Source organism: Variovorax sp. 10N412 (assembly GCF_056394985.1).
In genome coordinates, this window is record NZ_JBFTIO010000001.1 from 516,323 (window position 1) to 536,033 (window position 19,711).

The 19,711-nt window shown below is 67.5% G+C and carries 16 protein-coding genes and 1 pseudogene; 9 read left to right on the forward strand and 8 right to left on the reverse strand.

The annotated features are described in order from the left end of the window. Positions 1-146 precede the first annotated feature (146 nt). Together AC1DJH_RS02680 and AC1DJH_RS02685 are read left to right on the forward strand one after the other, a co-directional pair. The gene (locus tag AC1DJH_RS02680) at positions 147-698 is read left to right on the forward strand and encodes a phasin family protein (RefSeq protein WP_435435580.1); all 552 of its coding nucleotides are present in this window, start codon (positions 147-149) and stop codon (positions 696-698) included. Positions 699-818: 120 nt separating this feature from the next. Beyond that, on the forward strand, positions 819-1,577 hold the full coding sequence (locus AC1DJH_RS02685) for a 3-hydroxyacyl-CoA dehydrogenase (RefSeq protein ID WP_472117539.1): 759 nt from the start codon (positions 819-821) through the stop codon (positions 1,575-1,577). On the opposite strand, the gene AC1DJH_RS02690 is transcribed toward AC1DJH_RS02685, so the two are convergent. Then, complete coding sequence (locus tag AC1DJH_RS02690; RefSeq protein ID WP_472117541.1) at positions 1,525-2,466, reverse strand: YihY/virulence factor BrkB family protein; 942 nt, start codon at positions 2,464-2,466, stop codon at positions 1,525-1,527. The genes AC1DJH_RS02685 and AC1DJH_RS02690 overlap by 53 nt on opposite strands. Before the next feature lie 88 nt (positions 2,467-2,554). On the opposite strand from AC1DJH_RS02690, the gene dnaG reads away from it, so the two are divergent. The 4 genes from dnaG to AC1DJH_RS02710 all read left to right on the forward strand — a co-directional run bounded on the left by dnaG (position 2,555) and on the right by AC1DJH_RS02710 (position 9,699). Next, positions 2,555-4,576 (forward strand): DNA primase, encoded by a 2,022-nt coding sequence (gene dnaG / locus AC1DJH_RS02695; protein WP_478184619.1) that lies wholly within the window; start codon positions 2,555-2,557, stop codon positions 4,574-4,576. A 296-nt stretch (positions 4,577-4,872) separates the two neighbouring features. Beyond that, complete coding sequence (rpoD, locus tag AC1DJH_RS02700) at positions 4,873-7,209, forward strand: RNA polymerase sigma factor RpoD (protein ID WP_435435575.1); 2,337 nt, start codon at positions 4,873-4,875, stop codon at positions 7,207-7,209. A 107-nt stretch (positions 7,210-7,316) separates the two neighbouring features. After that, the gene (locus AC1DJH_RS02705) at positions 7,317-8,552 is read left to right on the forward strand and encodes a multidrug effflux MFS transporter (RefSeq protein WP_472117553.1); all 1,236 of its coding nucleotides are present in this window, start codon (positions 7,317-7,319) and stop codon (positions 8,550-8,552) included. Between the two features lie 19 nt (positions 8,553-8,571). Further along, positions 8,572-9,699: an HPP family protein gene (locus tag AC1DJH_RS02710; RefSeq protein WP_478184620.1), complete on the forward strand. Its 1,128-nt coding sequence runs from the start codon at positions 8,572-8,574 to the stop codon at positions 9,697-9,699. Positions 9,700-10,273: 574 nt separating this feature from the next. Here the strand turns inward: AC1DJH_RS02710 and AC1DJH_RS02715 are convergent. The 3 genes from AC1DJH_RS02715 to AC1DJH_RS02725 are packed head-to-tail and all read right to left on the reverse strand — an operon-like array spanning position 10,274 to position 13,469. Then, the gene (locus AC1DJH_RS02715) at positions 10,274-11,269 is read right to left on the reverse strand and encodes a tripartite tricarboxylate transporter substrate binding protein (RefSeq protein WP_478184621.1); all 996 of its coding nucleotides are present in this window, start codon (positions 11,267-11,269) and stop codon (positions 10,274-10,276) included. 47 nt (positions 11,270-11,316) lie between these two features. Then, entirely contained in the window at positions 11,317-12,525 is a 1,209-nt protein-coding gene (locus tag AC1DJH_RS02720; protein WP_478184622.1) for a CaiB/BaiF CoA transferase family protein, read from the reverse strand. Beyond that, on the reverse strand, positions 12,522-13,469 hold the full coding sequence (locus AC1DJH_RS02725) for a hydroxymethylglutaryl-CoA lyase (RefSeq protein ID WP_478184623.1): 948 nt from the start codon (positions 13,467-13,469) through the stop codon (positions 12,522-12,524). The genes AC1DJH_RS02720 and AC1DJH_RS02725 overlap by 4 nt, the downstream gene beginning before the upstream one ends. Positions 13,470-13,591: 122 nt before the next feature. Here AC1DJH_RS02725 and AC1DJH_RS02730 point away from each other — a divergent pair, with 122 nt between their 5' ends. From AC1DJH_RS02730 to AC1DJH_RS02740, 3 genes and pseudogenes are all read left to right on the forward strand, one after another. Further along, positions 13,592-14,494 (forward strand): LysR family transcriptional regulator, encoded by a 903-nt coding sequence (locus AC1DJH_RS02730; protein ID WP_478184624.1) that lies wholly within the window; start codon positions 13,592-13,594, stop codon positions 14,492-14,494. A gap of 115 nt (positions 14,495-14,609) precedes the next feature. Next, positions 14,610-15,500: pseudogene (locus tag AC1DJH_RS02735) on the forward strand (MBL fold metallo-hydrolase); the annotation flags it as partial. Beyond that, positions 15,494-16,234: a DsbA family protein gene (locus AC1DJH_RS02740; RefSeq protein WP_478184625.1), complete on the forward strand. Its 741-nt coding sequence runs from the start codon at positions 15,494-15,496 to the stop codon at positions 16,232-16,234. The pseudogene AC1DJH_RS02735 and the gene AC1DJH_RS02740, both read left to right, overlap by 7 nt. A gap of 4 nt (positions 16,235-16,238) precedes the next feature. Here AC1DJH_RS02740 and AC1DJH_RS02745 read toward each other — a convergent pair whose 3' ends face one another. From AC1DJH_RS02745 to AC1DJH_RS02760, 4 genes are read right to left on the reverse strand one after another with little or no spacing between them, the layout of a single operon-like run. Beyond that, positions 16,239-16,964 (reverse strand): ABC transporter ATP-binding protein, encoded by a 726-nt coding sequence (locus AC1DJH_RS02745; RefSeq protein ID WP_472117574.1) that lies wholly within the window; start codon positions 16,962-16,964, stop codon positions 16,239-16,241. Continuing rightward, positions 16,957-17,718, reverse strand: a complete 762-nt coding sequence (locus AC1DJH_RS02750) for an ABC transporter ATP-binding protein (RefSeq protein ID WP_116907982.1) — start codon at positions 17,716-17,718, stop codon at positions 16,957-16,959. Before AC1DJH_RS02750 ends, AC1DJH_RS02745 begins: the two co-directional genes overlap by 8 nt. Beyond that, positions 17,715-18,713, reverse strand: coding sequence for a branched-chain amino acid ABC transporter permease (locus AC1DJH_RS02755; protein ID WP_478184626.1), 999 nt, complete (start codon positions 18,711-18,713; stop codon positions 17,715-17,717). Before AC1DJH_RS02755 ends, AC1DJH_RS02750 begins: the two co-directional genes overlap by 4 nt. Next, a complete protein-coding gene (locus AC1DJH_RS02760) occupies positions 18,714-19,586 on the reverse strand; it encodes a branched-chain amino acid ABC transporter permease (protein WP_116907984.1) in 873 nt (290 codons plus the stop codon). Between the last annotated feature and the right edge of the window lie 125 nt (positions 19,587-19,711).

Genomic DNA, 19,711 nt, shown 5'->3' on the forward strand with positions numbered 1-19,711 from the left:
AAGAAGGCTTCTAAATTGCTGCACAGCAGCAAAAACCCCTTGATCGCAAAACTCAGCTGCCTATACTTGAGGCATGCTGCAGCGCAACATAGACGGCGAGACAGCGCAACGTGACCCGACCACTCAATCCCTTCTGGAGATACCAAATGGCCCTGACCGCTGACCAAATCCTCGCCGCCCAAAAAGCAAACCTCGAAACCCTGTTCGGCCTGACCACCAAGGCTTTCGAAGGCGTCGAGAAGCTCGTCGAACTGAACGTGACCGCGTCCAAGGCCGCCCTGGCCGAAGCCCAGAGCACCGCCCAGGCCGCCCTGAGCGTCAAGGACGCACAAGAACTGCTGACGCTGCAAGCCAGCCTGTTCCAGCCGCTGGCCGAAAAGACCGCCGCCTACAGCCGTCACCTGTACGACATCGCCCAAGGCACCGGCGCCGAGTTCTCCAAGGCTTTCGAAGCCAAGGCCTCTGAAGCCCAGCAAGCCTTCGTCGGCCTGGTCGACAGCGCTTCCAAGAACGCCCCCGCCGGTTCGGAAACCGCCGTCGCCGTCATGAAGAGCGCCGTGGCTGCCGCCAACAACGCTTTCGAATCGGTTCAAAAGGCCGTCAAGCAAGCGTCGGACGTCGCCGAAGCCAACTTCAATGCCGTGTCGTCGCAAGCCGTTGCCGCTGCGAAGACCGCGACCGCTTCGCGCAAGCGCTGAGCCGCCGACCACCACCAGTTGTCTCCTTGGGTCCTCACGGATCCAATTCAGGGCCTCATCCTCGGATGGGGCCTTTTTTTTCGTCTTCGATAATGACGGCCTCATCTCAGGAGACTTTCAATGCAGATCGACGGCAAGGTTTTTATCGTGACCGGTGGCGCTTCGGGCCTCGGCGAAGGCACGGCGCGCATGCTGGCGGCCAACGGCGCCAAGGTGGTGATCGCCGACATGCAGGCTGACAAGGGCGAGGCTGTTGCCAAGGACATCGGCGGCGTCTTCGTCAAGTGCGACGTGAGCCAGGAGGCCGACGGCCAGGCCGCGGTGGCCGCCGCGCTCAAGCTCGGCAAGCTGGTGGGCCTGGTCAACTGCGCGGGCATCGCGCCGGCCGAGAAGACCGTGGGCAAGAACGGCCCGCACGCGCTGGCGGTGTTCAGCAAGACCGTCACGGTCAACCTGATCGGCAGCTTCAACATGATCCGCCTGGCGGCCGACGCCATGGGCAAGAACGAGCCCGAATCCACCGGCGAGCGCGGTGTGCTCATTTCCACCGCCTCGGTCGCGGCCTACGACGGCCAGATCGGCCAGGCCGCCTACGCCGCCTCCAAGGGCGGCGTGGTCGGCATGACGCTGCCCATCGCGCGCGACCTGGCGCGCAGCGGCATCCGCAACATGACCATCGCCCCCGGCATCTTCGGCACGCCCATGCTGTTCGGCATGCCGCAGGACGTGCAGGACGCACTGGCCGCCAGCGTGCCCTTCCCTTCGCGCCTGGGCACGCCCGAGGACTACGCCAAGCTGGCCAAGCACATCATCGAGAACGACATGCTCAACGGCGAAGTGATTCGTCTGGACGGAGCGATTCGACTGGCTCCCCGCTGAGCTCACCCTTCGGTGGCTTCACGCTGCCGGTGCGGTCCAGGCGCTCGTAGTTCGCGATCACCTGGGCCCCCAGCAGCACCAGCGTGGCCGCGATCTCCAGGCTGAGCAGCACGACGATCGCCGTGGTGAGCGAGCCGTAGACCACGTTCACCTGCGACAGCGTCGAGAAGTACCAGATCAGCACGCGCCGCGTGAGCTCCCACAGCAGCGCAGCCGTCACCCCGCCCAGCAACGCATGGCGCAGCGACATGCGCCCGGCCGGCATCACGAGGTAGAGCGAAGTCAGCATGAAGATCTCGCCGCCCAGCCCCAGCAGGTAGAGCAGGAGGCCCGAAATGCCCGACAGCGACCAGCTGCGTCCCAGCAGGTCGACGCTTTCCCGCCCCACCAGCTGCAGCGCACCCGACACCAAGGTGACCAGCAGCAGCCCGACGCACAGGCACAGGATGTAGACGTAGGGCATGGCCACCGACACCAGGAAGTGGCGCTTATGGTCGGCCTTGCGGTGGTGAAAGATCACCGCCATCGCGCTTTCGAGCACGCTGAAGGCCAGCGAGCTGAAGAAGATCATGGTCACCAGCAACACCGGCCCGAGCACGTCGCGGTGGTCCAGGAAGCTCGACAGCTCGGTCACGATGGCCTTCGACTGGCCCGGCAGCAGCCACCCGAGGTACTGCCCGATGGTGCGCAGCAGCTCCGCCTGGTCGATGACGTGCGACAGCGCAATCACGCTCACGATCAGCAGCGGCACGATCGACAGCAAGGCGTAGTAGGCCACCGCGCCTGCGAGCAAGAGCCCCTGGTTGGCGCGAAATTCCTTGAGCGCCTCCCAGCCGAATCGCAGGGGGTGGCGCAGCAGCGGCGCGGCGTGTTGCAGGGGGTTGGGCATCGTCTTGCGTGGATTTCGGACGCTTTCAGTATGCCGTCGGCCCGCAGGCATGCCGCCGCTTGCGTATGATTTGCCGCTCTTCGCCTACATGACCATCCCCGCTTCATTCATCCAGGAACTCATCGCGCGCGCCGATGTGGTCGAAATCGTCAGCCGCTATGTGCAGTTGAAGAAGGCCGGCGCCAATTTCATGGGGCTGTGCCCGTTCCACGGCGAGAAATCGCCCTCCTTCTCCGTCAGCCCGACCAAACAGTTCTATCACTGCTTCGGCTGCGGGGTGCATGGCAACGCCATCGGCTTTCTCATGGAGCATGCGGGCATGGGCTTCGTCGAGGCGGTGCACGACCTGGCCGGCCAGTATGGCCTGCAGGTGCCGGAAGACGATGCCTCCCCCGCCGAGCGCGCCCGCGCCGCCACCCAGCGCCAGAAGCAGGCCACGCTGACCGACGTGCTCGAAAAGGCCGGAGACGCCTACCGCAAGCAGTTGCGCCAGGCGCCGGGCGCCATCGAATACCTCAAGGGCCGCGGCGTCTCGGGCGAGGTGGCCAAGCAGTTCGGCATCGGCTATGCGCCGGCTGGCTGGCGCTCGCTGGCCAGCGTGTTCCCCGACTACGACGATCCGCTGCTCGCCGAAAGCGGGCTGGTGATCGTCAACAACGAGGAAGGCCAGCTCAGCGAAGCCGAGGCCAAGCGCTACGACCGCTTCCGCGACCGTGTGATGTTCCCCATTCGCAACGTGAAGGGCGAATGCATCGGCTTCGGCGGCCGCGTGCTGGGCGACGAAAAGCCCAAGTACCTGAACTCGCCCGAAACCCCCGTGTTCAGCAAGGGCCGCGAACTCTACGGCCTGTACGAGGCGCGCGCCGCCTTCCGCGACCGCGGCTATGCCTTGGTCACCGAGGGCTACATGGACGTGGTGGCGCTGGCCCAGCTCGGCTTTCCGAACGCGGTGGCCACGCTGGGCACCGCGTGCACGACCGAGCACGTGCAAAAGCTCTTCCGCTTCACCGAGTCGGTGGTGTTCAGCTTCGACGGCGACGCCGCCGGCCGCCGCGCCGCGCGCAAGGCGCTCGACGGCGCCCTGCCCTACGCCACCGACGTGCGCAGCATCAAGTTCCTGTTCCTGCCGGCCGAGCACGACCCCGACAGCTTCATTCGCGAACACGGTGCCGAGGCCTTCGCCCGCTTCGTCACCGAAGCCACGCCGCTGTCGCGCTTCATGCTCGAAGCCGCCCGCGAAGGCTGCGACCTGACCACCGCCGAAGGCCGTGCGCACATGACCAGCAACGTGCGTCCGCTGTGGAGCGCGATGCCCGACGGGGCGCTCAAGCGGCAACTGCTGAGCGAAATCGCAACGCTGGTGCAGCTCGACGCGCCGGCGCTGTCTGACCTGTGGGCGTCCACGCCCGGCCCGCGCAAGGCCGGCAGCGCGCCCGCACAGCAGCGCCACAACGAGCCCGGCGGCTACGACAGCGGGAGCGGCGACGACCACTACCCCGACATGCCCCCGCCGCAGGAGTACGACCCGTCGCGCTATGAAAGCGATAGCAAGCCCAAGTTCCAGCAGCGCAAGTTCGTCAAGGGCAAGCGCTGGGGCGGCAAGTTCGAGGAGCCCATCGAACCCCTGCGCGGGCGCGGCGCCCCCCCGAGCCGCCCCGACGTCGCGGTGCGGCTGCTGCTGTCGAACATGGCGCAGTGGGATGCGCTGTCGCACGAGCTGCACGTGATGCTGTGCGAGCTGCCCGGCCTGCACGGTGCGCTCTTCACCTGGCTGGACAGCCAGCTGCACGAACACGGCGTGCAGCCGTGGGCGGCGCTGCGCGAAGGCATGCGCGAGATGGATTTCGAAGCATTGGCCGAGCGGCTGATGTCGGTGTCCGAGGCCGGCCCCGCGCCCGAGGGCGAGGAGGCCCAGCACCTGGCCGAAGCCGCGCGCGAGCTCGCCAGCGTGCTCGATTTCATGCTCGACGACCGCCTCAAGGCCCAGCAAAGCGAGGCCATCGCCGCCGTCGGCAAGGACCCGAAAGCCCTGGAGCGCTACAAGGCGCTGGAAACCCGGCGGCTCGAATTGCGGGCAAGAATTCGCTCTTCCGGTGCAGAAACCACTTGAAATTTCGCAACGGGCTATAATGTAGGGCTTCGCAACTGGCGAAATTAGGCAAGAGCGACAGCAGCACCTCCGGGCCGACCCTCAGCGCAACGCACTCCATCGGTAAATTCCGGCGGAAAGGGTCAATAACCGCAAGGACTGCACACCAAATGTTCGCCCGACATCTTGCCTGTTGAGGAATTAATTCCTCTTTCCCAATTGTTTTAGTCCGTGCCTGTGCACGGGCTGTGGTGGCGCCGTCCGCGTGACGGTGCGCCTGTGATTTCGCTTGTCTTTTCTTTCCGTAACGAGGTCGTATGCCCAGTTCAAAGAAGCCTGCTCCTTCACTTGCCAAAAGCGTCGCCACCAAGCCCGCAGCAGAAAAACCGTTGAAAGCCGGCGCAAAGCCAGCAACTAAGACGGGTGCCGTCGCATCCAAAGCGGCAGCCGCAACGAAAGTGAAAACCGTGCCCACGAAATCGACCTCTCTCGACGATCCCAAGAAGGCAGCCGCCCCAGCCGCCAAGAAAGCCGGCCGCCCGCCCAAGGCCGCCGGCGCTGCCGCGCCCGCCACCGGCGCCAAGCGCGGCCGCAAGCCCAAGGCCGACAAGGACGCGCCCGAGAACGACATCGACCTGTCGGACATCGAGGAAGACATTGCCGGTGACGAGCCCGTCGCGGCCACGACGACCGAAGAGAAGGTCAAGCCGCTGCGCATGAAGATCAGCAAGGCGAAGGAACGCGCCTTGATGAAGGAGTTCGGCCTCGACGAGACCGTGCTCTCCGAAGAAGACCTGGCCAAGCGCCGCTCGCGCCTGAAGACCCTGATCACCCTGGGCAAGACCCGCGGCTACCTCACGCACGGCGAAATCTCCGACCACTTGCCCGACAAGCTGGTCGACGCCGAGACCATGGAAGTCGTGGTCACCATGCTCAACGACATGGGCGTGGCGGTGTACGAGCAGACGCCTGACGCCGAGACCCTGCTGCTGAACAACACCGCGCCCACCGCCACCACGGTGGAAGAGGCCGAGGAAGAAGCCGAAGCGGCCCTGTCCACGGTGGACAGCGAATTCGGCCGCACCACCGACCCGGTTCGCATGTACATGCGCGAAATGGGCACGGTCGAGCTGCTGACGCGCGAAGGCGAAATCGAAATCGCCAAGCGCATCGAAGGCGGCCTGATGGCCATGATGGAAGCCATTTCGGCCTCCCCCGCCACCATCGCCGAAATCCTGCGCCTGGCTGCTGAAATCCGCGAAGGCAAGGTCGTCATCTCGACCATCGTCGACGGCTTCTCGAACCCCAACGAGGCCGACGACTACGTGGCCGAAGAAGACTTCGACGAGTTCGACGAGGAAGACGACGACGACGGCAAGGGCGGCTCCAAGGCCCTGACCAAGAAGCTCGAAGAACTCAAGAACGAGGCGCTCGCGCGTTTCGACCGCATCGCCGGCATGTTCGAGAAGGTCCACAAGATCTACGACAAGGAAGGCTACGGCACGCCCGCGTACGTCAAGGCCCAGGAGTCCCTGTCCGAAGAGCTGATGACCATCCGCTTCACGGCCAAGACCATCGAGAAGCTGTGCGACCTGGTTCGCACGCAGGTCGACGACGTGCGCAAGAAGGAACGCGAACTGCGCCGCATCATCGTGGACAAGTGCGGCTTCCCGCAGGACGAGTTCATCCGCGACTTCAGCGGCTACGACAAGAACGGCAACCGCATCGCGTCGAACCTGCTGAACCTGAAGTGGGTCGAGAAGCAGGCCGCGGCCAACAAGCCCTGGAGCGCCGTGCTCGCGCGCAACATTCCGCCGGTGCAGGAACTGCAGCAGCGCCTGGCCGACATCCAGTCGCGCGTGGTGGTGCCGCTGACCCAGCTGAAGGACATCAACAAGCGCATGAACGAAGGCGAATCGTCTTCGCGTGACGCCAAGAAGGAAATGATCGAGGCCAACCTGCGCCTCGTGATCTCCATCGCCAAGAAGTACACCAACCGCGGCCTGCAGTTCCTCGACTTGATCCAGGAAGGCAACATCGGCCTGATGAAGGCGGTCGACAAGTTCGAATACCGTCGCGGCTACAAGTTCTCGACCTACGCCACGTGGTGGATCCGCCAGGCCATCACCCGCTCCATCGCCGACCAGGCGCGCACCATCCGCATCCCGGTGCACATGATCGAGACGATCAACAAGATGAACCGCATTTCGCGCCAGCACTTGCAGGAGTTCGGCTTCGAGCCCGACGCCGGCATCCTGGCCGCGAAGATGGAGATTCCGGAAGACAAGATCCGCAAGATCATGAAGATCGCGAAAGAGCCGATCTCCATGGAAACGCCGATCGGCGATGACGACGATTCGCACCTGGGCGACTTCATCGAGGACAGCAGCAACACGGCGCCCATCGAAGCCGCGATGCAGGCCGGTCTTCGCGACGTGGTCAAGGACATCCTGGACAGCCTCACGCCGCGCGAAGCCAAGGTGCTGCGCATGCGCTTCGGCATCGAGATGAGCACGGACCACACGCTCGAAGAAGTCGGCAAGCAGTTCGACGTGACCCGCGAGCGCATCCGCCAGATCGAAGCCAAGGCGCTGCGCAAGCTGAAGCACCCGAGCCGCAGCGACAAGCTGCGCAGCTTCATCGACACCCTGTAATCCGGGTTCGCTGAAGCCAAAGCGCCCGCCTTGCCCCTCACCGGGGCGGCGGGCGCTCTCTTTTTTGCAGACGACACAACCACACGTACAACGGAGCTGCCCTTTCCATGAATCCCGACGCAGACAAACTCTGGAAGGCCCCGCGCTGGGCGCTTGCCGTGCTGCTGGCCGTGCTGGGCATGCTCGGGCCCTTTTCCATCGACACCTACATCCCGGCCTTCTCGGGCATTGCGCAGTCGATCGGCGCGACGCCGGCCGAGATGCAGCAGACGCTCTCGGCCTACCTGTTCGGTTTCGCGTTCATGAACCTGTTCCACGGCGCGCTGTCGGACAGCTTCGGGCGCCGGCCGGTGGTGCTGTGGGGCCTGGCCGTGTTCACCATCGCCTCGCTGGGCTGCGCGCTGTCGCAGAACATCACGCAGCTGGTGCTGTTCCGCGGCCTGCAGGGCCTGTCGACGGGCGCCGGCATCGTGGTCTCGCGCGCGGTGATCCGCGACATGTTCCCGCCCGCCGAAGCGCAGCGGGTCATGAGCCAAGTGACCATCTATTTCGGCGTGGCGCCGGCCATCGCCCCCATCGTGGGCGGCTTCCTGTTCGTGCACGCGGGCTGGCACGCCGTGTTCTGGTTCCTGGTGGCGGTGGGCGTGGTGCTGTTCGCGGCCAACTACAAGCTGCTGCCCGAAACCCTTCACAAGGACCACCGCCAGCCGTTCCAGGTGCGCCACTTGATGCGCGGCTACCGCGACCTGTGCTCCGACCCGCGCTTCCTGCTGCTGGCCTTTGCGAGCGGCGTGCCCTTCAACGGCATGTTCCTCTACGTGCTGGCCGCGCCCGCGTTCCTGGGCGACCACCTGGCGCTGCAGCCGCAGCAGTTCTTCTGGTTCTTCCTGCTGACCATCGGCGGCATCATGCTCGGCGCGCGTGCCAGCGGGCGCATGGCCGGCAAGGTGGCGCCCAAGCGGCAGATCCGCGACGGCTTCCTCATCATGCTGGTGACCTCGGTGGTCAACGTGGTGGCCAACTTCTTCTTCGACGCGCACGTGGCGTGGGCGCTGTGGCCGCTGGCGGTGTTCGCCTTCGGCTGGGCGCTGATGGTGCCGGTGGTCACGCTGCTGGTGCTCGACCTGCATCCCGAGCGCCGCGGCATGGCCTCGTCGCTGCAGGCCGTGATCGGCTCCACCGCCAACGGCGTGGTGGCCGGCGCCATCGCGCCGCTGGTGATGCATTCGACGCTCGCGCTGGCGCTGACCTCTTTGAGCATGCTGGTCATCGGCCTGGTCGCCTGGGTATGGCTGCACGGCCGCTGGCCCGAGATCGGGCGGCTGGTGGCCCACGAAGGCTGACAACGGAGGGCACGCGGCGATGCGGTTCGATGCATTCCTGGCCCATGCCCGCGCCTGGCTGCCGGGCCGCACCACCGTCGATGCGCGTGAACGTGTGCGCGCCGTCGCGGGCGCCGGGCTCGGCCTGCTGGTCACGGCGCTGCTGTCGCATTGGCTGGCGGGGCCGCTGCATGCCAGCGTCTGGCTGATCGCGCCGCTGGGCGCCAGCGCGGTGCTGGTGTTCGCGGTGCCGGCGAGCCCGCTCGCGCAACCCTGGGCGGTGATCGGCGGCAACACCTTGTCCGCGCTGGTCGGCATCGCCTGCGCCAACTGGATTCCCGAGCCCGCCACGGCAGGCGCGGTGGCGGTGGCCCTGGCCATCGGCCTCATGTTCGGCGCACGCTGCCTGCACCCGCCCGGCGGTGCCGCAGCGCTGCTGGCGGTGCTGACGCACACCACGCACTTCTCGTCCGCCCTCTTCCCCTTCTTCACCAACTCGCTGCTGCTGGTGCTGGCGGGCGTGGCCTACAACTCGCTCACCGGGCGCCGCTATCCGCATGTGCAGGTGGCACGCGCACCGGCGGCCGACGCGCGCTTCAGCCAGGCCGACATCGACGCCGTGCTGGCGCGCTACAACCAGGTGCTGGACATCAGCCGCGACGACCTCGAATCGCTGATCCAGCAGACCGAGCTGGAGTCGTACAAGCGGCGCCTGGGCACGTTGCACTGCGCCGACATCATGTCGCCGGCGCCGGTGTCGGTGGAGTTCGGCACGCCGCTGCAGGAGGCCTGGGCGATGATGCACGAGCGCCGCATCAAGGCCCTGCCCGTCACCGACCGCACGCGCCGCGTGGTCGGCATCGTCACGCAGGCCGATTTCTTCCGGCAGCTCGACCTGCAGCACCACGAAGGCATTGCGGGCAAGCTGCGCGACCTGATCCGCGCCACGCGCACCGTGATGTCCGACAAGCCCGAGGTGGTCGGCCAGATCATGACGCGCCAGGTGCGCGTGGCCAGCGCCGACCGGCCCGTGGTCGACCTCGTGCCGCTGTTCTCCGAGGGCGGACACCACCACATTCCCATCATCGACGGCGAGAAGCGGCTGACGGGAATGATCACGCAGTCGGATTTCGTGCGGGCGTTGTACCGCGCGGTAGGCCCGGCATAGGGCCTTTGGTATTTCTCCCTCCCCTCCCGGGGGAGGGTTGGGGTGGGGGCACGACGGCTTCCGCGACAACACTGCGCCTCATCTAAGGCCGCTCGCCCCCATCCCAGCCTTCCCCCAGGAGGGGAAGGAGCAAGACCCAGGACCTTCAAGCGCCTGTGTTTCTCCCTCCCCTCCCGGAGGAGGGCCGGGGTGGGGGCACGACGGCTTCCACGACAACGCAGCGCCTCATCGAAGGCCGCTCGCCCCCATCCCAGCCTTCCCCCGAGAGGGGAAGGAGCAAGACCCAGGACCTTAAAGCGCCTGTGTTTCTCCCTCCCCTCCCGGGGGAGGGTCGGGGTGGGGGCACGACGGCCTCCACAACAACGCAGAGCCTCATCGAAGGCCGCCTGCCCCCATCCCAGCCTTCCCCCGGGAAGGAGCAAGACCCAGAACCTTCAAGCGCCTGTGTTTCTCCCTCCCCTCCCGGGGGAGGGCTGGGGTGGGGGCACGACGGCTTCCGCGACAACACTGCGCCTCATCGAAGGCCGCTTGCCCCCATCCCAGCCTTCCCCCGGGAGGGGAAGGAGCAAGGCATTCACTCCAGCACCACGTTCGCCTTTTTCACCAACGCCGCGTAGCGCGCAGCCTCGCTGCGGAAATACGCCGCCGCCTGCGCCGCCGTCGTCGGCTTGATGACGTTCCCCTGCTTGTCCATCGCCTCGCGCACCTCGGCGCTCGTGAACGCAGCGGCCACGGCGTCGTGCACGCGCTGGATGTCCGCCGCCTGCATCTTCGGCGGGCCGATCACCGCGAACCAGCCTTCGACCGCGTAGTTCGGCAGCCCCTGCTCCGCGATCGTCGGAATGTCGGGCGCGGCCGGCGAGCGCGTGGCGCCGCACAGGCCGATGGCGCGCAGCGCGCCGCTCTTGATGTGCGGCTGCACCGCCGGCAGGGCCACCACGCCCATCTCGACCTGACCGCCGATCATGTCGGTCACCATCGGGCCCGTGCCCTTGTACGGAATGTGCCGCGCCTTCACGCCGGCCTCGTCCATGAACATCTCGCCGGCGAGGTGAATGATGGTGCCGTTGCCCGACGACGCGTAGTTGTAGCCGCCGGGCCTGGCGCGCAGCAGCGCCACCAGCTCGGGCACGTTCTTCGCGGGCAGCTTGGGGTTGGCCACCAGCACCAGCGGCGTGGCGCCGACCACGCTGATGGGCGTGATGTCGTTGATGGCGTCGAAGGGCATCTTCTTGAACACCGCGGGGTTGATCACGTGGTTGTTCGACACCATGCCCAGCGTGAACCCGTCGGGCGGCGCCTTGACGATGGCGGCCGCGCCGGTGATGCCCCCCGCGCCGGGCAGGTTCTCGATCACCACCGGTTGGCCGAAGGCCTTGCCGAGCGCCACCGAGGCGGCGCGCACGATGGTGTCGACGCCCGAGCCCGCGCTGATCGGCAGGATGAAGCGAATGGGCTTGTCCGAACCCTGCGCCAGCGCGGGGCAGGCAGCCACGGCGGCGGCGCACGCGCCGAAGCCCAGCACCGTGCGACGGTTCACGCGGTTCATCGAGGGAAGTGTGGGATTCATGGTCTTGTCTCTCTTTATTTGTGTTCGGAAGAATCGTCGCGCGCAGCTCAAGCCACGGCTGAATCGGCCTGCAGGGCGTCCACCTGCTCGCGTGCATAGCCCAGCTCGGCCAGCAACTCGCGCGTGTGCTCGCCCAGCGTCGGCGGATGCAGCCGCACGCCGAGCCGGTCGCCGCCCAGCGTGATCGGGAACAGCGTCGTCTGCGCCATTTCCCCGGCACGCTCACCGTCCGGCAGGCGGATGTCCGCGAGCCCGCCCGTGGCCTTGAGGTGCGGATCGTCGTACAGGTCCTGCGGCCGCACGATCGGCGCGAAGGGCAGGCCCCTGGCCTCGAAGATCGCCGACAGTTCCGCCGCCGACCGATCCGCCAGGCGCGCGCGCAGGTCGGCCAGCAGCGTCGGGCGCATCCGCACGCGGTCGTTGTTGGTCAGCAGCGCCGGGTCGGCCTTCAGGTCGGCGAAGCCCAGCGCGTCGCAGAAGGTCTTCCACTGCGCGTCGCTCACCGCGGCCAGAAAGATCTGCTCGCCGTCCTTCACGGTGAACACGTCGTACAGCGCCCAGGCCGAGATGCGGTCGGGCATCGGCGCCGCGGCCTGCCCGGTGATGGCGTACTGCAGCATGTGCTGTCCGACCAGGAACACGTTGTTCTCGAACAGCGCCGACTGCACCTCCTGCCCCTTGCCGGTCTCGGCGCGCTGCATCAGCGCGGCGATGGCGCCGATGGCGCCGAACATGCCGCCCATGATGTCGTTCACGCTGGTGCCCGCGCGCAGCGGGTCGCCCGGCCGGCCCGTCATGTAGGCCAGCCCGCCCATCATCTGCACCACCTCGTCGAGCGCCGTGCGGTGCTCGTAGGGGCCGGGCAGGAAGCCCGTGTGGTTCACATAGACGAGGCGCGGGTTGAGCTTGCCGAGTGCGGCGTAGCCCAGGCCGTACTTGTCCATGGTGCCGGGCTTGAAGTTCTGCGCCACCACGTCGGCCGTGGCGCACAGGCGCAGCGCGGCTTCCAGCCCCTGCGGGTGCCGCAGGTCGAGGGCGATGCTCTTCTTGTTGCGGTTGAACATGGGGAAGAAGCCCGCGCCCGCCCCCAGCAGGTGCCGCGTGCGGTCGCCGTCGATGGGCTCGACCTTGATCACTTCGGCGCCCAGGTCGGCCAGCACCATGCCGCAGGTCGGGCCCATGACCATGTGCGTGAACTCCACCACGCGGACGCCGGCCAGCGGCAGGCGTTTTTCCTCGGTGGTTGCCGTGCTCATGCCGCGACCCCTTGCGCAACTGAGAAGGTCTTCGGAAAGCCCGCGCGCCACACCGTGCCCTGCAGCGTCTCGCCGTCGAGCCACCCGGCCACGCGCCGGCGCAGGTCGAGCAGCTTCGGCAGGTCGACGCCGGTGGCCACGCCCATGCTCTGGAGCATGAAGACGAGGTCTTCGGTGTCGACGTTGCCGCTGGCGCCGGGCGCATGCGGACAGCCGCCGATGCCGGCCAGGCAGGCGTCGAAGCGCGTGATGCCGACCTCCAGCGCCGCGTACACGTTCGCGAGCCCCATGCCGCGCGTGTCGTGGAAATGCCCGCACCACAGCCGGTCGCCCGCGATGCGCAGGGCGCGCTCGAACAGGCTGCGCACCATGGCCGGATCGGCATAGCCGACGGTGTCGGCCAGGCTCACGCGGTCGGCGCCGGCATCGAGCAGCGCCTGCATCAGCCGCAGCACTTCGTCAGGCTCGACGCGGCCCTGCAGCGTGCAGCCGAAGGCCGTGCCCACGCCGCCGTCGATCAGCGTCTTCGAGCCCGCCGCGTCGCGCGCCGCGCGGATGCGTCCCACCTCGGCCACCACTTCGTCGGGCGTCTTGCGCAGGTTGGCCAGGCTGTGCGCATGGCTGGCCGAGAGCGGCACGATCATCAGGTCGGCCTCGCCCGCAATGGCACGCTCCGCACCCTTGAGGTTGGGCACCAGCACCGAGGCGAAGAGCCCCGGCAGCGTCTTCGCGAAGGTTAGCAGTTCGGCCGTGTCGGCCAGTTGCGGGAGCAGGTGCGCGGGCACGAAGGAGCCGACCTCGATCTCGCGCTGGCCGGCGGCGTGCGCGTCGCGGATCCATTCGAGCTTGCGGGCGGTGGGCAGCACACGGGCGATGCTCTGCAGGCCGTCGCGCAGCCCCACTTCGCGAACGACCGCGCGCGGCGGCAGGAAAGCGTGAATCAAAACTTTGTCTCCGTCGTGAGGGTACGGCGTCGATGTTAGAAGTTCCGATTCGGTTCAGAAGGTATATTTTGGAAGCCGTTTGCTTCCAATACGGAACACCACGAAAACATCAAGGAGAGCACATGCGCGACCTCGACCTCACCACCCTGCGCCTGTTCGTTTCCGTCTGCGAAACCCGCAGCATCGCGCGAGCCGGCGAGCAGGCCAGCATCGTCGGCTCGGCCATCAGCAAGCGGCTGGCCCAGCTGGAAGACGCGGTGGGCACGCCGCTGCTGCTGCGCAAGCGCCGCGGCGTGGTGCCGACGCCGGCCGGCGAAACCCTGCTGGAGCACGCACGCGCCATGCTCGGCAGCGCGAACCGCATCGAGCGCGACATGGCCGCCTATGCGGGCGGCGCGCGCGGCCATGTGCGCATCCTGGCCTCGGCCTCGGTCATGGCCGAGTCGCTGGCCGAAGACGTCGCGGGCTTTCTGCAGGACCCGGCGAACCGCAACATCCGCGTGGACATGGAAGAGCGCGTGAGCCCGGAGATCGTGCGCGGCATCCGCGAGGGCAGCGCCTCCATCGGCCTGTGCTGGGACGCCGCCGACCTCGAGGGGCTGGAGCGGCGCAGCTACCGCAGCGACCACCTCGCCATCGTCGCGCACCCCTCGCACCCGGTGGCGCGGCACGACGCGGTGCGCTTCGAGCAGGTGCTCGACCACGAATTCGTCGGCATGCCCGCGCTGAGCGCCGTGCAGCTGATGCTCGCGCGCGAGGCGGCGGTCGCGGGCAAGCCGCTGGTGTACCGGGTGCTGGTGTCCAACTTCGACGCCGCGCTGCGCGTGGTGCGCGCGGGGCTGGCGATCAGCGTGGTGCCGGCGGAAGTGGCGCGGCCCTTCACCGAGGCCTTCGGCCTGCGCTTGATGCCGCTGACCGACGCCTGGGCGCGGCGGCGCTTCGCGATCTGTTTTCGCGGCGGGGCGGCGCTGTCGCCGTCGGCGCAGCTGCTGGTCTCGCACCTGGAGCGTTGCGCCACGGACTGAGCTTCATTCGTCCGGAATCAGAAACTATTCGTTGCCCTGGAGGTGGTTTTTATTTCAGTTCCCGCAACCTAGCATCGGCGCACTGTCACCCTTCATCGCACACAGAAAGACCGCCATGTTCCGCAGAGCCCTCCTCTCCACCGCCGCCCTCGCCGCCCTCGTGGGCATCGCGCCGCTGGCGCAAGCCGCCCAGCCGCTGAAGCTCGACGTGTACAACCCCGGCACCCGATCGATGTTCCCGGTGTCGTCCGAAATCGTCACCGGCCAGACCGAGGCCGTGCTGATCGACGCGCAGTTCCAGCGCAACGACGCCGAGGCGCTGGTGCAGAAGATCAAGGCCACGGGCAAGAAGCTCACCACCGTCTACATCAGCCACAGCGACCCCGACTACTACTTCGGCCTCGACGTGGTCCAGGCCGCCTTCCCCGACGCCAAGATCGTCGCCACGCCGCAGACCGTGGCCGCCATCCAGGCCTCGAAGGACGGCAAGCTCGCGCACTGGGGCCCGATCCTGAAGGACAACGCGCCCAAGGCGCTGGTGGTGCCCGACGCATTGGTCGGCGACAGCCTGACGCTCGAAGGCCGCAAGATCCAGGTCGTCGGCCTCGACGGCCCCACGCCCGAGCGCACCTTTGGGTGGATCCCCTCGCTGAAGGCTGTGGTCGGCGGCATTCCCGTGTCCGCCAACATCCATGTGTGGGTGGCCGACACGCAAACGCCCGAATCGCGCCGCGACTGGCTCAAGACCCTGGACCGCATCGGCGCGCTGCACCCCAGGACCGTGGTGCCCGGCCACTACCTGCCGAATGCCAACGGCTCGGCGCCGTACACGGTGGCTTCGGTGAAGTTCACGCGCGACTACCTGAAAGCCTTCGAGGTCGAAGCCGCCAAGGCGAAGGACTCGGCCGCGCTCATCGCCGCGATGAAGAAGCGCCACCCCACGCTGCGGGACACCTCGTCGCTGGAACTCGGTGCCAAGGTCGTCAAGGGAGAAATGAAATGGCCGCAATGAACGACACCGCCAATGCAGGCGCGACCCTGCACTACATCTTCGACCCGCTGTGCGGCTGGTGCTACGCCGCCGCGCCGCTGGTGGCCGCGGCGCGCGGCGTGCCGGGCCTGAAAGTCGAATTCCACGGCGGCGGCATGATGACCGGCGCCAACCGCCGCGCCATCACGCCGCAGTGGCGCGAGTACGTGATGCCGCACGACAGGCGCATCACCGAGATGACGGGCCAGCCCTTCGGCGAGGGCTACTTCGAGGGCCTGCTGCGCGACACCGGCGCGGTGATGGATTCGGAACCGCCGACCACCGCCATCCTCGCGGCCGAGTCGCTGCGCGCGGGCGGCGGGCTGGAAATGGCGCATCGCCTGCAGCAGGCGCATTACGTGGAAGGCCGGCGCATCGCCGATGTGGAAGTGCTGAAGGCACTGGCAGCCGAACTCAATTTCGACGCCGAAGCCTTCGCTGCGGCATTCGATCGCCTGTCGGGTGCGCCGACTGCGCAGCACATTGCCGAGAGCCGGCAATTCCTGCAGCGCGCGGGCGGCCAGGGGTTTCCGACCTTCGTGCTGGCACAGGCCGACGGCCGCGCGGGCCGCATCGACATCGGCCCATGGCTCGGCCGCGCGGAAGACTGGAAGGCGCAGCTCGCGGCGCTGGTTGCGGCGTCTCAGCCCGCCGCGACCGACACAGCCGCGACGCCGCCGGTGTGCGGCCCCGACGGCTGCGCGATCTGAGGCTTCAGCGCGCGACGCCCAGCAGGCGGTCGAGCACCTCGGGCTGCGTGCGCAGGGTCGAGGCCTTGTCGGTGTGCACGATGGTCCCGTGGTCCAGCACCACCGCCTCGTCGGAGATCGCCAGGATCGCCTGCGGATGCTGCTCGACGATGATCGCGGCCAGCCCCTCGTCCTGCGTGATGCGGCGGATGGCGCGCAGCAGCTCTTCCACGATGATGGGCGCGAGCCCTTCGAGCGGCTCGTCGAGCAGCAGCAGCCTGGGGTTGAGCACCAGCGCGCGGCCCACGGCCAGCATCTGCTGCTCGCCGCCCGAGAGCTGCGTGCCAAGGTTGCTCTTGCGCTCGGCCAGGCGCGGGAACATCTCGTAGACGCGCTGCGCATTCCAGGGATTGGAAGTCCCTCCGGGCCTGCCGGGGCGCTCCACCGCCGTGAGGTTCTCGTGCACCGTGAGCGACTTGAAGATGTTGCGCTCCTGCGGCACCCAGCCGATGCCGGCGGCCGCGCGCTGGTGCGGTGCCAGCTTGTGCAGCGCCTGACCGCTCAGCGTGATGGTTCCGCCGTGCTGGCGCGTCGCGCCCGCGAGCGTGTTGATCAACGTCGTCTTGCCTGTGCCGTTGCGGCCCAGCAGCGCCAGCGTCTGGCCTTCGCCCAAGGCAAACGCCACATCGTGCAGCACCACGGCTTCGCCGTAGCCGGCGCTCAGGTTTTCTATGCGCAGCAGCTCAGACATGGGCAGCTTCTCCATGGCCCAGATAGACCTCTTTCACCTTCGGATCGTTGGCGATGGTTTCGGGGTCGCCTTCGGTCAGCAGCGTGCCGTTGACCAGCACGGTCATGCGGTCGGCGAAGCTGAACACCAGGTCCATGTCGTGCTCGATGAGCAGCACCGACACGTCGGCCGGCAGCGCGGCCACGGTCTGCAGCAGCTCTTCGCGCTCGCCGGCGGGCACGCCCGCCACCGGCTCGTCGAGCAGCAGCACGCGCGGCTCGCAGGCCAGCGCGATCGCAATTTCCAGCAGGCGGCGCTTGCCGTAGGCCAGGTGCTTCACCTGCTGCAGCGCCACGTCGCCCAGGTGGAACTGCTCCAGCAGTTGCCCCGCGCGCTCGGCGATCGCCTTGCTGGCACCGAGCGGGCGCCACCATTGCGCGCCGATGCCCTGGTGTTGCGACACCACGAGCGCCAGCGTTTCCAGCGGCGTCATCGAGTCGAACAGCTGGTTGATCTGGAAGGTGCGCACCAACCCGCGCGCCACGCGCTTGTGCGGCGCCAGCGTCGTGATGTCCTCGCCCAGCAGCGTGATGCGGCCTTCGGTCGGCGTGAGCACACCCGTCAGCTGGTTGATGAGGGTGGTCTTGCCCGCGCCGTTGGGGCCGATCAGCGCATGGCGTGCGCCGCGCTTGAGCTCCATCGTCACGTTGTTGGTGGCCGTGATGCCGCCGAAGCGCATCACGAGGCCGTGGGTGGAGAGCACGGTGTCGGTCATGCCGCGCCACCTTTCTTCTTGCCTGCGCCGAACCACGTCCAGGGCTTGAGCAGACGCTCGCGCCCCACGAGCACCAGCAGCACCAGGATCAGCCCGATCCAGAACATCCAGTACTGCGGCGTCACGGCCGACAACCAGGTCTGCAGCAGCTTGAAGACGATGGCACCCGCCACGCCGCCATACAGCCAGCCCACGCCGCCGATGACCAGCATCAGCAGCACGTCGGCCGAGCGGTCGAACGCCAGCACGTCGAGCGACGCGAAGCCGGTGGTCTGCGCCAGCAGCGCACCCGCGGCACCCGCAACGGCGGCCGCGATGGTGTAGACCGTGGCCAGCCGCGACACCACCGGAATGCCGATGGCCATGGCGCGCAGCCGGTTGTCGCGAATGGCCTTCAGCGTGGCGCCGAACGGCGAATGCACCAGCCGGCGCATCAGCAGGAACAGCACCAGCATCACGGCCAGCGAATACCAGGCGGCCGTGCGGCCGTACAGGTCGAACTCGAACAGGCCGAGCACCGGCCCCATCACCACGCCCTGCAGGCCGTCGGCGCCGCCGGTGAGCCAGTCGAGCTTGTTGGCCAGTTCGAGCAGCAGCAGCGCGGTGCCCAGCGTGACCATCAGCCGCGTGAGGTCGCTGCCGCGCAGGATCGTCACGCTGGCGATCAGGCCCAGCACGGCCGACAGCACGGTCGCCACCACCAGGCCCACGGTCGGGTCGGGCATGACGAGCTTGGCGAACAGCGCCGCCGCATACGCGCCGAAGCCGAAGAAGGCCGCATGCCCCAGCGACACGATGCCGGTGTAGCCCAGGATCAGGTCGAGCGACATCGCGAACAGCGCGACGATGGCGATCTCGTTGACCAGCAGCGAGTGCGAGGGCATGACGAGCGGCAGCGCGAAGGCCGCGGCCCAGACCACGAATTCCAGCGGGCGCCAGCGGGCCTTGCGCAGCAGGGCCGACTGGAAGTCGGCCGCGGAAGAAGGAGCACTCATTCAGCGGCCTCCCTTGCGCGTGAACAGGCCCTGGGGGCGCCACATCAATATCAGGATCATCAGCAGGTAGACGGTGAAGGCACCCATCTTCGGAATGAAGTACTTGCCCGCCACGTCGGCAATGCCCAGCAGCAGCGCCGCCGCGAGCGGCCCGGTGATCGACGAGGTGCCGCCGACCGAAACCACGATCAGGAAATAGATCATGTACTTGAGCGGAAAGGTCGGGTCGAGCCCGAGGATCTCGGCGCCCAGCGCGCCGCCCAGGCCCGCGAGGCCGGAGCCCACCGCAAAGGTCAGCAGGAACACGATGTTCACGTTGATGCCCAGGCCCGCCGCCACGCGCGGGTCGTCGACCGCGGCGCGCAGCCGGCTGCCGAAGCGGGTCTTCGACAGGATGAGCTGCAGCACCACGGTGAGCACCGCGCACACGCCGATGATGAACAGCCGGTAGTGCCCCATGCCCAGCATGAAGGCGCCGTCGCCGATCTCGGTGCGCCCGCGCAGCCACTCGGGCAGTTGCACGTTCTGCTGCGACGAGCCCACGAAGTAGTCGATGGCCGCCACCGCCATGAAGGCCAGGCCGATGGAAAACAGCACCTGGTCGAGGTGCGACTTGCCGTACATGGGCCGGTAGAGCGTGCGTTCGAGCAACGCCCCTGCGAGGCCGACCACGATGAACGCGAGCGGCAGGCAGGCCAGGAAAGGCAGGCCGAGCTTCTGCATCGCGAACACGGTGAGGTAGCCGCCGGCCATGGCGAAGGCACCGTGCGCGAGGTTGATGAAATTCATCAACCCGAGCGTCACGGCGAGGCCGACAGCCAGCACGAAAAGCAGCATGCCGTAGGCGATGCCGTCGAAAAGAATGGTCAACATATCAGCGATTCACCAGCTTGCCGCACAGCACGGCGCCTTCGAAAAACACCGCGGCACCGGCTTCGCCGGCCCGCGGTGCTGCCCCACGCAGGGGATAGGAGAAGCGACACGAAGTGCGCGCAGCC

Excerpts from the sequence above, each read along its gene's own strand:
- rpoD (WP_435435575.1), top strand. The coding sequence starts at position 4,873 with ATGCCCAGTTCAAAGAAGCCTGCTCCTTCACTTGCCAAAAGCGTCGCC.
- AC1DJH_RS02680 (WP_435435580.1), top strand. The coding sequence starts at position 147 with ATGGCCCTGACCGCTGACCAAATCCTCGCCGCCCAAAAAGCAAACCTC.
- AC1DJH_RS02760 (WP_116907984.1), bottom strand. The coding sequence starts at position 19,586 with ATGTTGACCATTCTTTTCGACGGCATCGCCTACGGCATGCTGCTTTTC.
- AC1DJH_RS02755 (WP_478184626.1), bottom strand. The coding sequence starts at position 18,713 with ATGAGTGCTCCTTCTTCCGCGGCCGACTTCCAGTCGGCCCTGCTGCGC.
- AC1DJH_RS02720 (WP_478184622.1), bottom strand. The coding sequence starts at position 12,525 with ATGAGCACGGCAACCACCGAGGAAAAACGCCTGCCGCTGGCCGGCGTC.
- AC1DJH_RS02745 (WP_472117574.1), bottom strand. The coding sequence starts at position 16,964 with ATGTCTGAGCTGCTGCGCATAGAAAACCTGAGCGCCGGCTACGGCGAA.
- AC1DJH_RS02705 (WP_472117553.1), top strand. The coding sequence starts at position 7,317 with ATGAATCCCGACGCAGACAAACTCTGGAAGGCCCCGCGCTGGGCGCTT.
- AC1DJH_RS02715 (WP_478184621.1), bottom strand. The coding sequence starts at position 11,269 with ATGAATCCCACACTTCCCTCGATGAACCGCGTGAACCGTCGCACGGTG.
- AC1DJH_RS02730 (WP_478184624.1), top strand. The coding sequence starts at position 13,592 with ATGCGCGACCTCGACCTCACCACCCTGCGCCTGTTCGTTTCCGTCTGC.
- AC1DJH_RS02750 (WP_116907982.1), bottom strand. The coding sequence starts at position 17,718 with ATGACCGACACCGTGCTCTCCACCCACGGCCTCGTGATGCGCTTCGGC.
- AC1DJH_RS02740 (WP_478184625.1), top strand. The coding sequence starts at position 15,494 with ATGGCCGCAATGAACGACACCGCCAATGCAGGCGCGACCCTGCACTAC.
- dnaG (WP_478184619.1), top strand. The coding sequence starts at position 2,555 with ATGACCATCCCCGCTTCATTCATCCAGGAACTCATCGCGCGCGCCGAT.
- AC1DJH_RS02685 (WP_472117539.1), top strand. The coding sequence starts at position 819 with ATGCAGATCGACGGCAAGGTTTTTATCGTGACCGGTGGCGCTTCGGGC.
- AC1DJH_RS02690 (WP_472117541.1), bottom strand. The coding sequence starts at position 2,466 with ATGCCCAACCCCCTGCAACACGCCGCGCCGCTGCTGCGCCACCCCCTG.
- AC1DJH_RS02710 (WP_478184620.1), top strand. The coding sequence starts at position 8,572 with ATGCGGTTCGATGCATTCCTGGCCCATGCCCGCGCCTGGCTGCCGGGC.